Below are 15,853 nucleotides of genomic sequence, written 5' to 3' on the forward strand. Positions count from 1 at the left end.
GTTCACTGTTATTCAAAAAAGCCGGTTGTCGGCCTTTGCCGTAAGCGCATGAATCAGGGGTTTGTAAAAATCCAGGGCCGTATCCGAAGCATATTCTCCGCGTTCAACCAATCCCAGAAACTCCTTTCCTCTCCGAAGCGCCGTTTCATCTTTTTGTACGGCAGTCCATCCATCGGCCAGTTCGCGGGCTTTCGCCTCATCTCCGGCTATATGCCAGGCCGCGGATTGCAGAAGCTGGTATTCCGGAGTATTTACATGCGAACCGACAAGACGCTGTAAGAAATGCTCCCGTTGCCCTTTCAGCCCCTCCCGTTCCGCGGCAACGAACGACAGCCAGTCCTCGAGCCTCGTGTCGATCACCTCGTCATACGGCTTGCCGACGCCGAGATTCCGCGGCCACAATTTCGCCTCTTCAATTTTATCCAAGGCCGCTTTAGGCTGCTTTTTCAGCATTTTATCCACCGCCAGCATCAACTTGATATGTTTTTGCAGGTTGATTCCGTCCTTTGCGCCCTCGAACGGAAGGATGCGGGTTTTCGCAAGGACCCGTTCGGCTGCGCCATACTCTTCATTGCAAATCAAGGCTCTCACCAAAAGCGTTTCCGTCGGGAAATGGTCCCGCTTCCGCCGGCTGAACTCTTCGATCACGGACAACGCTTTCCGATTTTCCGAATGCCGCATGTAAAACCGGGTGAGCGCATGTGCATAGCGCCACTCCGAGCTGTCGAGCGCCACGGCCTGCTTGTAATCCGCCTCCTGCAGCGTCTTGTCGGGTTCGAGACTCGCCCTCGTTATGTAAAACGGCGCGAAATCGGGTTCCCGGCCTTGTTTTCGCAACAACATCAAAGCCTCGGCATCGTTATTCCGGGAATAGTGGACAAGCGCCAGCAAATAGGCGCTCCGCCAGTTTCCGCTCTCCCTCATCGCCCATTCGAATACCGGCACGCTCTCCTCGCGAAAAGGAAACACAAACGAGACATCGGAAATATCCGCCTTTTTCAACAGGTCCCGATCCTGCGACAGGTATGCGCTCCAATACGCAGTTTCCGCATCGCCCGGCGACAGCGACAACACTTTTTCCGCCCGGCCGACCTGCCCGATCGAATAATACCAGATTGCCAACTCCAAATAATTTTGCACAGCCATCTCATTTCGGATCAGCGACTGAAAGGTGGTCCGGTTTTTCTCATCCGGGTCTGCCCAGTAGCGTTCAAAGCGCACGAAGTCATTGAGCGGATCGCAGTTTTCGATCGTCGAGAGCACGGCGTCGGCGTCTTCCGAGAGGCAATCGGACGCCATATACAACATTTTCAGACCTTCAATGTTATAGGCATTCCCGATCAAACTCTTCCGGGCATACTGAACGCCCTCTGCATATTGTCCGTCCCTGACATACAATTTGGCCAACTGCGTACAGGCCGCACTACGATATTCATTCGTAAGTGCCGCGACTTCGAATCCGTCTATCGCATCGTCAGTCCGGCCGAGCCTCATCGCCGCACATCCCATCAGGTAATTGGCCTCTGCATCGTACGTATCGACGGCAAGCGCCCGCATCGAACAATCGAAAGCTCCCTGACAGTCGTTCCGGTTAAGCAGCAGGGCGGACATCAGATTGAGTCCCGGCACATAGCACGGATCATACCCGATACTTTTCCGGGCAAAAGGTTCGGCGTCGGCATAATTACGAAGCCATACGAGATACTGCCCCCGCACCCATTGTCCGTAAGCCGTTTCCCAATTGAAATCCCCGGGGGCGACCATCGGACGGGAGAGCGTCTTGTCTCTGCCCGTCCACAACTCCACCCCGGAAGCCATCACCCGCCCCAGAGAGTCCGGAGAGACCCGCACTTCCATCCGGAAGGGTTTTCCGGGAGACCAGTCGGCCCTCCGCTCCGCAATCACTCTTCCCGATTTGTCATATACTTGCAATACGACGGATTCGCGGCGAAGCGGAGAGACGGCTATCTCCGTACCCGATTCCGTCTCCTTCAGATTGACGACGCCTTTCAACGTCACGTCGGCCGCCCCTTCCGTCCCGTGATACGGGAACCAGTATTCCGTCCACATATCGGTTCCATAAGGGGCGAAACCGGTCTGTTTGTAAGGAGTCCGAACGCTCGTAACCATATTTTGATTGAACAGACGACCGCTTTGAAGCTCCACGTACTGCCCCGCATTATCCGTAAGCAATTCCTCCCAGATGTCACCCTGATCCGACAATGCCCAACTGAACATCTTCCGTCCCAGCTTGTCGTCCCGCTCGCTGTAATGCATCATCCCGAAATTCCGGTCGGCCCACCATGTTCCGAAATATTTGTCGCGCGTACCAACGATGTGATACGATTTAGACCACAGAAAATTATTCTCACGCCATTTCGAAAGATCCTTGCCGTACTCCCTGTCATAGGGCCAATCGTGAATAGTGCCGTCGTGCCGCACGACCATCGTTCCGGGATAAACGAATTCCAGATCGTCCGTCGCCGAAACGCCCGAATTGGCCCAACTGTAATAAGGCTGCGAAACGCCCGAGTTATTATGCCACACGGAATTCGTCTCAAACCACATTCCATCGGCCGGCAGCCGAATATCGACACTCCAGGTCGTCCGCGTCAGCAAATCGAGCATCCGGATGATACAGCTCGCACTGCCGTCCGCATTTTCGCGGGTCAGATAATCCACGGGATACGAAGTCGTAGGGCTGTGTCCCACCACTCCGTAATTAAACTCGATACCTCCGCTCGTCCAGGGACCGCGCAGGGAAATATCGCGGAACTTGACTACGTCGTTGTCATAAATATACGCGAGACCCGTCGTTTTGTCCGTAGCGCCCCACACTTTGCCTCCGATTTCCGGCATAATGGTGACAGCCACATAATCATTCTCCAGCACCACGACATTCCATGCTCTGTCTTCCGCCCGGTCCGTGAATCCGTCATACCGAAAATACGGATATATCTTTCCCCGTACAGCTATCGGATTAGGGTCTGAAAAAGGATATGTTTTATACACCGTGCGTTTCTCCCTCACCGTGGCCCGCTGCCCTCCTTCTGCGACTGCGGCAGAAGGCTGCACAAGAATATAAAAAAGGAAAATCAGGATAACGTGTTTCATGACATTGTCGTTATGATTATGGCAAGTCGTTTCCGGCTATTTTGCCATCTGCGGGACCATGTAGTTTTTATCTATTTCCATCATATAGGCTCCATCCCTGTATCGGAACATGACGTTGCTGATGAACATGTTCCGCGGATGTATTTTCTCTTTGCTGTTGTGCGCATGGAACACGATACGCAACCGCCCCGTTTTATCTTTGAACATGGCGCTGTGTCCCACGCCGACCAAGTCCCCGGGGAACTGCAATAACGGATTATGATCGTATTTGGTCCACGGGCCGGCAGGAGAGTCGGCCGTCGCGCATCCGACGCCATAATTGGGGCTTTCGTAGCTATTTGCCGAGTAGGTCATGTAATAAATACCATTATGTTTTATCACGAAACAGCCTTCGTTCACCCGCGGCCATACAGTCTCCCATTCCTGGGAAACATGGATACATTTCTGCATTGTCCCGGGTTTAATCCGGAGCAAATCGTTTTCGAGTTCACACACCCAGATATTGAGACCGTCGTTAAAACGGTCGAAATACATGTATTTCCGGCCGTCGTCATCGATGAAAAGAGTGTTGTCGATACACTTCTCCCCTTCGATCATCGGTTTCCTTTCCTTCTGCACGAATGGTCCCAAAGGCGAATCGGACACTGCGACACAGATATGCGATTGCGCGGAGAAAAACATATAGAATGCTCCGTCTATACAATACACCTCCGGAGCCCAGAACCAGCGGTCTCCGTATACGTCGTCCTTATGCAAGGCCAGGCCTTCGGCGGCCCGGCCGGAAGCCTTGCGCCAGGTTTGCAGATCATCGGATTCGAAAACGGCGATTCCATTTTCAGCCTTTGTCCCGTAAGCGTAATACGTACCGTCATGCAACAGAATAAAAGGATCGGCCAAAGGTACATTCACCATCGAACGTTCTTTCTGTGATTCCGAACCCGACTTTTTCTGTCCGGAAGTTCTCAAACCACATCCGTTCAATAACATCAAAGTCGTCAATACAAAAATTGCTGATTTCATTTTCATTCGAATTCCGTTTTTAAGGTTATAGCAAATGTAAGGGAACCCCGATCCTTTTCGGGAAAGTATCTCGCCAAAAAATACGACAGTCCGGCACCTGTCGCGCAAAGCCATTACACAATGATTACAAGAAAGTTACACAAAATAAATGTAAGTTTGTAGCATAATTTGACCGGAATACGTCATTAATAACGAAGCGGAAGCGATGTAAAACAGTTTCTTGCAAAATCCGATTTAATTCCTATCTTTGCCTCACCGGTCGATCCACAGATGGGAACTTGTATCCGCCGGCACCGATTTTACCTCACAATCGTTATCTCAAACAATACCTCGAAAGTGATAAGCAGACCTTTATATCACGCTGCAAAACACCACCGGACGGTAAAACAGAAAAAACGCTAAATCTTCGTTACACACCCTATATGTCGGAATTATACGAACTTTTCAGTCAATATCCCCGCATCTCGACCGACACGCGCCGGATCGAACCGGACTCCATCTTCTTCGCCCTGCGGGGCGATACCTTCGACGGCAACCGTTTCGTCGCCGAAGCGCTCGAAAAAGGCGCGGCCTACGCCGTCTCCGACGATCCGCAGGTCGCCGCTTCCGATGAGCGGCAGCGTATCCTGCTCGTCGACGACACACTGAAAGCCCTTCAGGAGTTGGCCCGGGAACACCGCCGGGCGCTCGGAATCCCAATCCTCGCCATCTCGGGCAGCAACGGCAAAACCACCACGAAAGAACTTGTCAGCCGCGTGCTGGCCGAGCGGTTCGAGGTCTACGCCACCCGCGGCAACCTCAACAACCACATCGGCGTGCCGCTGACGCTGCTCGCCATGACCCGCGACACGGAGTTCGGCGTGGTGGAGATGGGCGCGAGCGCCTGCGGCGAACTGGCCCTGCTGGCATCGGTCGCCGAGCCGAACTACGGCATCCTGACCAACATCGGCCTGGCGCACCTCGAAGGCTTCGGGGGACCCGAAGGGGTTCGCCGCGGCAAGGGCGAACTGTTCGATTTCCTCGCGGCGAACGGAGGCCACGCCTTCGTCCCGGCCGACGACGAAATCCTGACGAACATGGCCTCCGAGCGCAATCCGCTGGCCGCGGAATATTACTCCGTATCGCTGGCCGACGGCATCGAGAACCACCTGGACGGCAGCTACAACCGGTTCAACATCGCGGCCGCCGTCGCCGTGGGTCGCTATTTCGACGTTCCCGACGAACGCATCCGCCACGCCATCGCCGGTTATGTCCCCGACAACAACCGCTCGCAGCGTATCGGGACGCCGCGCAACACGCTCGTCGCCGACTGCTACAACGCCAACCCGTCGAGCATGCGGGCTTCGGTCGGGAATTTTCTCGCCGAGCCGCTCGAAGAGCGCCAGCGCCGGGTGCTGATCCTGGGCGACATGCTCGAACTGGGCGACTGGTCCGGACGCGAACACGCCGCGATCATCGCGATGGCCGCGCAGGACCCCGGAGCGGAACTGCTGCTCGTAGGCCCGGAATTCGCCAGAGCCTACGACGGACTCGCGGAAAAGCCCGCGAACGTCACACTCTGCCCCACGCGCGACGACCTGATCTCGCTGCTGAAAGTATCCCCCGTGGAAAACTCCCTCGTGCTGGTCAAAGGCTCGCACGGCATGGGGCTGGAACAGGCGCTGGAGATGCTCTGACCGCTGCCGGAAACCGACCCGAAAACAACCGGAATAACCCCGACCCAAAATAAACCGACCCATGAAAAAACTACTCGTTATCCTTCCCCTGCTGGCACTGCTCTCCTGCACCGGCGTCCCCTCGCAGACCGTTCTCTCGCATTTCGACTGGACCGAACCCGCCGATCCGCAGGGAGAGCAACCCGAAACCTGGAACGGAGTCGAAAAACCGCTCGTCACGTTCGGCTCGACGGATATCCGCTATCCCCGCGCGACACCCTGCGCAGATGCCGTGACGGACCAAACGGCCCTCACGGGCTGGCGCGGCGAAAAGGTCTCGGCCCAGGCTGTCGTCTCTACTCCTGAAGCCATCGACGGCCTGACCTGCACCGTGGGCGACTTCGTCGCGGACAACGGAGCCAAACTCGCCGGCATCGCCCGCGCGCGTTTCGTCAAATACGTCGTCAGCGACCGTTTCCTGCCCGACCAACCCTGCGGCGCACGGCCGGAGAACAACCCCGCCCACCTCGAAGCGGACCTGCTCGACGAGGCGGCTTCACTCGACGTGCGCGCCCGGTCGACCCGTCCCGTCTGGATCACGGTCGACATCCCGCGCGACGCCGCCCCCGGCCGCTATACGGCTCCGGTTGCGGTAAAGGGCAAAGGCATCGACAAAACGCTGACGCTGTGCCTGAACGTCACCGGCCGCACCCTGCCCGCGCCCTCGGAGTGGACCTACCACCTCGACCTGTGGCAGCATCCGGCGGCCGTGGCCCGTGCCGAAGGGGTAGAGGTCTGGAGCGACGAGCATTTCGAACGGATGCGGCCGACGATGCGGCAGCTCGCAGACGCCGGGCAGAAAGTCATCACGGCAACGCTCAACAAGGATCCCTGGAACAACCAGTGCTACGACGCCTACGCCGACATGATCGTCTGGACGCGCCTGGCCGACGGCACGTGGGAGTATGACTTCACGGTCTTCGACCGCTGGGTGCAGTTCATGCTCGACCTGGGCATCGGCAAGTACATCAACTGCTACTCGATGCTGCCGTGGAACAACATGCTCCACTACAAGGATGCCGTGACGGGCGAATTCGTCGACGTCAAGGCCGATCCGGGCACGCCGGCCTTCCGCGAAATGTGGGGTCCGTTCCTGCCGGCCTTCGTCGGCCACCTCCGCGAAAAGGGGTGGCTCGGCATCACCAACATCGCCATGGACGAGCGCTCGCCCGAGGTGATGGCCGCCGCGACGGCCCTGCTGAAGGAGGTCGCACCCGAACTGGGCATCGCGCTGGCCGACAACCACAAGATCTTCAAGCAGTATCCCTACATCAAGGACATGTGCGCCAGCATCTTCGGCCCCATCGAACAGACGGACATCGTCCAGCGCCGCAGCCAGGGGCTGACGACCACCTTCTACGTCTGCTGCTCGTCGGGGTTCCCGAACACCTACACCTCGTCGGGACCGGCCGAGGCGACCTATTTGAGCTGGTACGCCGCCGCGGAGGATTACGACGGATTCCTGCGCTGGGCCTACAACTCGTGGGTCGAAGACCCGATCCGCGACTCCCGGTTCCGGAAATGGGCTGCCGGCGACACCTACATCGTCTACCCCGAAGGCCGCTCGTCGATCCGCTTCGAACGGCTGATCGAAGGCATTCAGGACTGGGAGAAAATCCGCATCCTCCAGGCGGAATCCGCCGGCGACACCGCCAAACAGCAAACCCTCCTCGACCTGCTGGAACCGTTCCGTTCGCCAATCCCCTTCGACGGCTGGGAACAGACCCTTCGCGACGCCCGCGCGACGCTGAACACGCTCTGACCCGCCGCTGACGCCCGACCCGGATTCCGCCAAAGCCGCCACCGCATTTACCGGCAATCCGCAAACACACTGCTTCCATACGAAAAACGAGCGATGCCGCGGCATCGCTCGTTTCGTTTCAATGTTTCAGCACCCGTCCGGGCGGCAGGTCGATATGAGGAGGCTCGGCCAGCGTCTTTCCCCGGTTGTAGGTCTGATCGTCGGGAAGCCCCCTGCGGCCGGTTCCCTCCTGCATCAGGGCTTTCAGCTCGCCGAGGTGGTAGCGGTAAATATCGCGCGGCAGCGCGCCATGCTTCCGGCACAGCGAAGCCGCCATGCCCACCACTTCGCCCATCATGCCGGTCGTCCGCATCACGCGCACGGTTCCCAGCGCCACGTGCGTCACGCTGATATTCCGGCCCGCCATGAAGAGGTTGTCGACGTTACGCGAGTAGAAGCAGCGGTAGGGAATCGGATAGGGGTGAATCGGAATCTGCACCGAAATGGCCTTGAACTCGCCCCCGGGGAAATGACGGCCGTTGACCGAATCGGGGTAGTGCAGATCGATGCTCCACGACGTCGCGGCCGTGCCGTCCTCGTGAAAAACATAGCGGCGGATGTCGTCCTCCTTGAGCACGTAATCGCCGATCAGGCGGCGCGATTCGCGTTTCCCGGCGACATAGGCCACCCATTCGAGCCGGCGGCCGCGGAACTCGTCGTTGGCTTTGAGGTCGTTTTTCAGGTAGCTCCAGTTCGAGTAGACCGCCAGCAAGCCGTAGTCACGGATGCGCTCGAAGTCGTCCACCTGGTTCCGGAACATCCCGGTCTCCCAGGTCCACTGTCCGCGGATCACGCGTTCGCAGCTCTCGTCGCTGAATTTCAGTCCGTATTCGAAACGGGGGAACTTCGCGCTCCCCGGCTCCTCCACCGAGTACCACTGCACCGATGCGCCCATCGTCATGCTATCCTGTTTTTCGGGGGCTTCGAGTTCTCCGAACTGCGCCCGGGATTCGCGCCCCATCAGGTAATCGGCCCCGGCCAGATAGCCCACCGCACCGTCGCCCGTGCAGTCGGCGTACACCGGAGCGCGGAACACCACGCGCTCGCCGGTCTCGACCTGTTGCGCCACGATCTCCGTAATGCGCCGTCCCTCCATCGAGACCCCGTTGGCACGGTAGCCCAGGAAAAGCGTCACGTTCGGCTCGTTCTTCACGAAATCCAGCTTCCGCTCGTCCTGGTAATAGTCGGGCGTCCCGGCGTTCATACCCTTCGGCGAGGCGAACTCCCGGACCATGTTCCCCAACTCGGGATAAGGACCGACCCCGAGGCGGCCGCCCAGCAGCACACGCACCTCCGAGCTGTTGTTGCCACCCAGCACCGGGCGGTCGTTGAGCAGCGCCACGCGGCATCCCAGCCGCGCCGCCGAAACCGCCGCGCACATTCCGGCCAGGCCGCCGCCGACCACCACCAGGTCGTATTCACCCGCATCGCGCGGCTCGGCAGGCCGGTTCGACAGCCGGTCGCGGAACGCGGCCAGCTCCCCGGCTTCCGCGGGCGGTTCGCGCCGCTCCGTCGAGAAGTAGAGCGCATCGCAACGGCCGTCGAATCCCGTCAGGTCGTGCAGGGCGATCTCGGCCTCGGTTTTGCGCACGGCGACCTTCCCGGCGTACTGCCACTGCCAGCAGTCGCCGCGCCCGCCCAGCTCCGCGGCCAGGCGGCGGCCATTCACCGAAACGAAAAACCGCCCGGGACCTTCGCCCGCATACCACGGCGAAGTCCAGTTATAGGTCCTCACGTAAACGTGGTAGACGCCGCGTTCGGGAAACCCGACCGACGCCACCGCATCGCCGACGGGACGGCCCAGGCCGTGCGCCAGCAGATAGGGCGAACCCATCCTGTCCATGAACTGCTGGTCGACGACCCAGCCCCCTTTCCTTCCGAACGCCTCGGCCTCGACCAGCAGTTCGGCGGCACGTACCCCGGTCAGCGAACAGAGTCCCAGCAATAAAATCCAAAATTTTTCTTTCATACTCTTTTTACCTATTTATAACCGATTTGAAATTTCGTTTCGACAACCAATATCGGCATTCCGAACGGCATATACAACACCCGGAGGGCAAAAAATCGTCGGGAACGGTTGCGGGAACGCTCCCGACGATTTTTTCGGCAAAACGCTTGTTTTTTGTTTTCGGGTTTCCTTATCTTTAGTATTGCGAAACCAAGACTTAAAACAAATCAACCATTTAATTCAAAGCATTTTACACCATTCCGAACACCCGGAGGTTCCGGATCGGAAAAATTGCAGGAATAAACCCTCTACAACCTTAAATCCATGAAGCGAACTCTACGATTCACCCGGGCAGTCTGCTTCGTCTGCCTGCTCCTTGCGGCAGCGGTCGCACATGCCCAGCCGCGCACGGTCTCCGGCACGGTCGCCGACAAACAGACGGGCGAACCCATGCCCGGCGTCAGCGTTGTCCTGAAAGGCTCCACGCTCGGCACGACGACCGACAGCAAAGGCGCCTTCCAACTCAAACTCCCCGCGCAGCAGAGCACGCTGCTCTTTTCGTTCCTGGGGTACAAACCCCTCGAAGTTCCGACGGGCAGTAACAAGGACGTATTCGACGTCCGACTCGACAAGGAGACCCTCGACATCGAACAGGTGGTCGTGGTCGGCTACGGCGTACAGAAGAAGGTCAACCTCACGGGCGCCATCTCCACCATGGAGGGCGACGACATCTCCCGGCGTCCGGTCATGCTGGCCTCGTCGGCCCTGCAAGGGCTTTCGGCGGGCGTCACCGTCACCCAATCCTCGGGCCAGCCCGGCTCCGACGGCTCGACGATCCGCATCCGCGGCGTGGGCACGCTCAACAACTCCGACGCACTGGTGCTGGTCGACGGCGTGGAGGGCAAGCTCGACGGCGTGAACCCCAACGACATCGAGTCGATCTCGGTGCTCAAGGACGCCGCTTCGGCCGCCATCTACGGCTCGCGCGCGGCCAACGGCGTGATCCTCGTCACCACGAAGATCGGCACACAGGAGAAGTTGAGCGTCAACTACAACGGCTACGCCGGATTCCAGCGGTTCACCACCCTGCCGGAGTTCGTCAACGGATACACCTATATGAAGGCCATGAACGACGCCTATGCCAACCTGGACATGACTCCGCTCTACTCCGACACCTACCTGCGCGACTACCTGCGCTACAAGCGCATGGACCCCGACAACTACCCCGACACCGACTGGCAGAAGGAGGTCTACACCGGTTCGGGCTTCACCCAGAGCCACCACGTCAGCGTCAGCGGCGGCAAGCGGGTCAATGTGCTGGCGTCGTTCGGTTATCAGGACCAGGACGGTCTGCTGCCGCACTTCTCGTCGGACCGCTATTCGTTCCGCCTGAACGCCAAAATGAACATCACCAAGGCCATCGAGGCCTCGATACTCGTCGACGGACGGCGCGCCGACATCAACTCCCCGACCGGCTCCGCGGCGGTCAAGAGCAGCGTCAACCGCATTCCGAACATCTATCCGGCGCGCTTGAGCGACGGCCGCTGGGGCACGGGACTCAACGGCAACAACCCGCTGGCGCTGGTCACCGAAGGCGGCATGAACAACGGCGTCTACTATAACCTCCGCGCCAGTTTCCAGGTGACCGTCAGGCCGTTCGACGGCGCGAGCGTCGAATTCAACTTCACGCCCAAATATTCCAACTCCCACGTCCGCAAGTTCAACAAGGCCATCGAGACCTTCGAACCCGGCCGCGAGACCCCGGCCTACACCTCCCCGGCCAAGAGCAGCCTGAACGAGAGCGACAGCAAGACCACCGAGAACCTGCTGCGCGTGATCGCCCGCTACAACAAGACCTTCGGCAGCCACGAGATCGGCGTCCTGGCCGGTTACGAGCAGATCGCCAGCAAGACCCGCGACATGGGGACCCGCCGCGAAGGTTTCCCGCTCACCAACTACCCCGAGATGAATGCCGGTTCGACCGAGAACATGAGCAACTCGGGCGGCGCGAGCGAATGGGCGCTGTTGTCGTGGTTCGGACGCATCAACTACGCCTACAAGTCGCGCTACCTGTTCGAAGCCAACGTCCGCGTCGACGGCTCGTCGCGTTTCGCCCGCGGCCACCGTTTCGGCACGTTTCCCTCGGTATCGGTGGGCTGGCGCCTCTCGGAAGAGGAGTTCCTCAAAGAGGTGCGGTGGATTTCGAACCTCAAGCTGCGCGCCTCGTGGGGCCAGCTGGGCAACCAGCAGATCGGAACCTACCCCGCCTACACCACCATCACGCTCGGCCCGAGCTTCATCTTCGGCGGCAAACCGGCCGACGGCGGCGTGCAGAAATCCTACGCCAACGCAGGCATCACGTGGGAGACCACCGAGACGACCGACGTGGGTCTCGACGTGGCGCTGTTCGGCAACAAGCTGAGCGCGACGTTCGACTTCTACAACCGCAAGACCAGGGACATCCTGCTCACCCTGCCGCTCCCCGGCATCACGGGCATGAACGAACCCTACCAAAACGCCGGCGTGGTGCAGAACCGCGGCTGGGACCTCGAACTCAAACACACCAACACGGTGGGCAAATTCAGCTACCAGATCGGTTTCACCCTCTCCGACGTCCACAACAAAATCCTCGACCTGAAAGGCGCCGGGCCGATCATCAGCGGCTACAACCTCAAGGCCGAAGGCTACCCCATCAACTCGATCTACGGTTACAAGGCGCTGGGACTGTTCCGCACCGAGGAGCAGCTGGCCGAAAGCCCCAAACAGACCTTCAGTTCCTACGATTTGGGCGACATCCGCTACGCCGACCTCAGCGACGCGGGAGCGGCCAACACCATCGACCGCGAGGACCGCACGGTAATCGGCAACCAGATTCCGCGCTTCGTCTACGGCCTGAACATCAGCGCGCAGTGGCGCAATTTCGACCTCTCGGTGCTGATCCAGGGCGTCGGCAAGAAGGACGTGATCTACACGGGCGACGTGGTCTGGGCGCTTTACAACGCCGGCAAGATGCAGACCTGGCAGACCGACTACTGGTCGAAGGAGAACCCCGACGCCTCCTACCCGCGCCCGATCGCGGCATCGTCGCACAACAACTTCCAGAATTCGAGTTTCTGGGTCTACGACGCGGCTTACCTGCGCCTGAAGAACCTCCAGGTGGGCTACACTCTCCCGGCACGCCTCACGCGCAAAATATGGATCGACAAACTGCGCGTCTATTTCACGGGCGACAACCTGCTGACCTGGGACAAAATGCCCAAGGGCTGGGACCCCGAGACCCCCAGCGGCGACGCCGAGATCTACCCCATCGCCCAGACCTTCGTCTTCGGAATCCAACTTACCTTCTAACCTGAAAACGCCATGAAACTCAAATACAGCCTCATCCTGCTGGCCTCCGCGGCGTTCGCCTCGTGCCAGGACTTTCTGGACCGCTATCCGCTGGAGGAACCTGCCAGCTCGGAGTTCTACTCCAACGAAGACGAGCTGACGCTGGCCGTCAACGGCGCCTACCGCAGTCTCTACTGGCTCTCGAACGACGACGTTCCCTACCAGCTCTTCATCGACGGCGCCACCGACATCGTCTACATCCGCGGAACCTACGCCAACATGACCGACATGCGCCGGGGCGAAGGCTCGGCCGAAACGGCTACCTTCAAAACCATCTGGGACACCTTCTACGGCTACATCGCCCGCTGCAACAACCTGCTCGACAACATGCACAACGCCCGGGGGCGGGTCAGCGAAACGTTCTACAACCGCATCGAGGCCCAGGCCCGGTTCCTGCGCGCCTACAACTACTTCTACCTCGTCAACCTTTACGGCGACGTGCCCTTCGCCGAGCACGTGCTCGACTGGCAGCAGCCGCGGCTGCCGAAGAGCCCGAAGGCGGAGATCGTCGCGCGCCTCTACGCCGACCTCGACTTCGCCAAGGACCACCTGCCCGCCAAGTGGACGGGCAACGACGCAGGGCGCGCCACACGCGGCGCGGCATTCGGTCTGAAAGCCCGCATCGCCCTCTACGCCAACGACTACGAGACCGCCGCCGCAGCCGCCGATTCAGTCATCCAATCCAAGGCCTACGAAATCTACCCCAGCTACGAAAAACTCTTCCGCCACAGCGGCGCCGGCTCGTCCGAAGCGATGCTCTACATGCCGTTCCTGCTGGGCACGCAGACCAACCAGATTCCCAAATACGTCGGAACCCGCCTGGCCAACTGCTACTCGATCATCGTCCCCACACAGGTCCTCGTCGACATGTACCAGTGCACCGACGGCCGACGCATCGACCGGTCGCTGGCATACGACCCGAAGAAACCCTACGAAAACCGCGACCCGCGGCTGGGTTACTCGATACTCTACCCCGGCCAGTGGCATGCGGGCTATAAGTTCGAGGTGCACCCCGACTCGACCAAGACCAGCGCCGTGATCAACGGCGAGACCGTGCGCATCAACAATACCGAGGTGACCAACGCCTACGGCACGTTCACGGGCTACATCGAAAAGAAATATTACGACGAGTCGGACGTTCCGGGCAAGATCACACAGTGCGAACTCAACTTCATGCTGATGCGTTACGCCGAAGTCCTGCTCACCTACGCCGAGGCCCGCATCGAACTCAACCGCATCGACCAGTCGGTGATCGACGCCATCAACGCCGTACGGCAGCGCAAGGACGTGATGATGCCCGCCGCGACGCTCTCCATGTCACGGGACGAACTGCGCGAACTGGTGCGCTACGAACGCACGATCGAGCTGGCGATGGAGGGCTTCCGCCTGCTGGACATCCGCCGCTGGAAGATCGTCGAGCACGTGCTTCCGGGCTACATGCTGGGCAAGCGGACCAAGGCCGACTGGTACACGCCTGTCGTTCCCGCCTTCAGCGACTACGGCAAACCCGAATATCCCGACGAGTCGATCTTCCAGAAACTCGGATTCGCCTCCTTCAACCGCGACATCCAGTACAGCTGGCCCATTCCCCAGGCCGAGATCGACCGCAACCCCCTGTTGAAAGACTAAAAATGAAAACCATGAAATCTATGAAAATCCGCAAACCGAACCTGCTGCTGTTCGCCGCGCTGACGCTGCTCTGTTTCTCATGCAGCGCCAACGACCACAAAGCGCAGCCCGTCACCCAGCCCTACGGCATGAAGGCGCTGCCCTACACCACGGCCGTCGAAGTCGTATGGCCCGCCCAGGAGGGCACTTCACGCTACGAAGTGCAATACACGGAAGGCACGGACTTCACCGCCGCAACCGCCCGCGAAGTGACGGGCGAAAAACTGCTCGTCGAAGGGCTGAAACCCGACACCGAGTATTCGGTGCGCGTGCGGGCCGCCGCAGGCAGCGACTGGACCGACTGGAGCGTCACCAAGACGGTCACGACCTACAGCCTCGAAATCAGCGTCGGCACGTTCAACCTGCTGGGCGCGACCTACACCTTCAAAGGTTCCTGGGACGTACGCAAAGGTCCCGCCAGAAAACTCATTCTGAGCGATCAGTTCTTCCCCGACATCCTGGGCACGCAGGAGACCGCCAACGAACAGCAGATGAACGACATGATCGCCATGCTCCGGGAGCACTACGACTACCGCGCCGGAGAGCACGAAACCATGTCGGCGCACCTCGTCTTCTGGAAAAGGGAGCGGTTCGAACTCGTCGAGGCCGAAGATGTCGACATGATGGGCGACAACTACCCCGGCAAATACCTCACTTCGCGCTATGCCAACTACGTGCGGCTGCGCGAGAAGGCCTCGGGCAACGAAATTCTCGTCTACGACATCCACCCGCGCGCGGGCAACGACGTCGAAACGCAGAAACTCCGCGAGATGACGGCCAAGGGGCTCACCACGGCGGCGCTGCGCAAGGCCCGCGAGACGAATCTTCCGGTCATCATCACGGGCGATATGAACAACTACCCCACGACGATGATCGAAGGTGTGGCGGGCACCCCGCTGACCCTCACGAGCAAAGGGTTCCTCGACACCTACGCCATGACCGAAAACCGGACCAACGGCGACTTCAGCACCCACTGTTCGCAGGAGAACGTCGCCGAAGACGGGTCCCTGACCGTCGGCAGGAACGGCACGAAGCGTATCGACTACATCTACGCATATCCCTATGAACGGGCGGCGGCTTCGGATTACGCCATCGTGATCGACTTCGCCGACGACACGCACACTTCGGCCCGCGTGCCGATGCCTTCGGACCACCTGCCCGTGCGCACGACGCTCCATTTCCGTTACTAACCCCCAAACC

General features: G+C 59.6%; 8 protein-coding genes. 5 read left to right on the plus strand and 3 right to left on the minus strand.

The window, feature by feature from the left end; genetic code table 11:
• Nucleotides 1-12: 12 nt before the first annotated feature.
• Nucleotides 13-3,114, minus strand: coding sequence for a DUF5107 domain-containing protein (locus ACGHP5_RS02635; RefSeq protein ID WP_390567960.1), 3,102 nt, complete (start codon nt 3,112-3,114; stop codon nt 13-15).
• Between the two features lie 36 nt (nt 3,115-3,150).
• The gene (locus ACGHP5_RS02640) at nt 3,151-4,140 is read right to left on the minus strand and encodes a glycoside hydrolase family 43 protein (protein WP_374048495.1); all 990 of its coding nucleotides are present in this window, start codon (nt 4,138-4,140) and stop codon (nt 3,151-3,153) included.
• A 416-nt stretch (nt 4,141-4,556) separates the two neighbouring features.
• Here ACGHP5_RS02640 and murF point away from each other — a divergent pair, with 416 nt between their 5' ends.
• Together murF and ACGHP5_RS02650 are read left to right on the plus strand one after the other, a co-directional pair.
• Nucleotides 4,557-5,810 carry a UDP-N-acetylmuramoyl-tripeptide--D-alanyl-D-alanine ligase gene (murF, locus tag ACGHP5_RS02645; RefSeq protein ID WP_390567961.1) on the plus strand — a complete coding sequence of 418 codons (1,254 nt, stop codon included), beginning with the start codon at nt 4,557-4,559 and terminating at the stop codon, nt 5,808-5,810.
• A 61-nt stretch (nt 5,811-5,871) separates the two neighbouring features.
• A complete protein-coding gene (locus ACGHP5_RS02650; protein WP_337756447.1) occupies nt 5,872-7,611 on the plus strand; it encodes a glycoside hydrolase domain-containing protein in 1,740 nt (579 codons plus the stop codon).
• Between the two features lie 118 nt (nt 7,612-7,729).
• Here ACGHP5_RS02650 and ACGHP5_RS02655 read toward each other — a convergent pair whose 3' ends face one another.
• Nucleotides 7,730-9,619 (minus strand): FAD-dependent oxidoreductase, encoded by a 1,890-nt coding sequence (locus ACGHP5_RS02655; RefSeq protein WP_290532129.1) that lies wholly within the window; start codon nt 9,617-9,619, stop codon nt 7,730-7,732.
• A 303-nt stretch (nt 9,620-9,922) separates the two neighbouring features.
• Between ACGHP5_RS02655 and ACGHP5_RS02660 the strand changes: the two genes are divergently transcribed.
• From ACGHP5_RS02660 to ACGHP5_RS02670, 3 genes are read left to right on the plus strand one after another with little or no spacing between them, the layout of a single operon-like run.
• Nucleotides 9,923-12,946, plus strand: coding sequence for a SusC/RagA family TonB-linked outer membrane protein (locus ACGHP5_RS02660; RefSeq protein ID WP_390567962.1), 3,024 nt, complete (start codon nt 9,923-9,925; stop codon nt 12,944-12,946).
• A 12-nt stretch (nt 12,947-12,958) separates the two neighbouring features.
• Nucleotides 12,959-14,614 (plus strand): RagB/SusD family nutrient uptake outer membrane protein, encoded by a 1,656-nt coding sequence (locus ACGHP5_RS02665; protein WP_321590101.1) that lies wholly within the window; start codon nt 12,959-12,961, stop codon nt 14,612-14,614.
• A gap of 20 nt (nt 14,615-14,634) precedes the next feature.
• Nucleotides 14,635-15,843: an endonuclease/exonuclease/phosphatase family protein gene (locus ACGHP5_RS02670; RefSeq protein ID WP_337756443.1), complete on the plus strand. Its 1,209-nt coding sequence runs from the start codon at nt 14,635-14,637 to the stop codon at nt 15,841-15,843.
• Nucleotides 15,844-15,853 lie beyond the last annotated feature (10 nt).

Source organism: Alistipes sp. i18-0019-D1 (assembly GCF_042852885.1).
Taxonomy (GTDB): Bacteria; Bacteroidota; Bacteroidia; order Bacteroidales; family Rikenellaceae; genus Alistipes.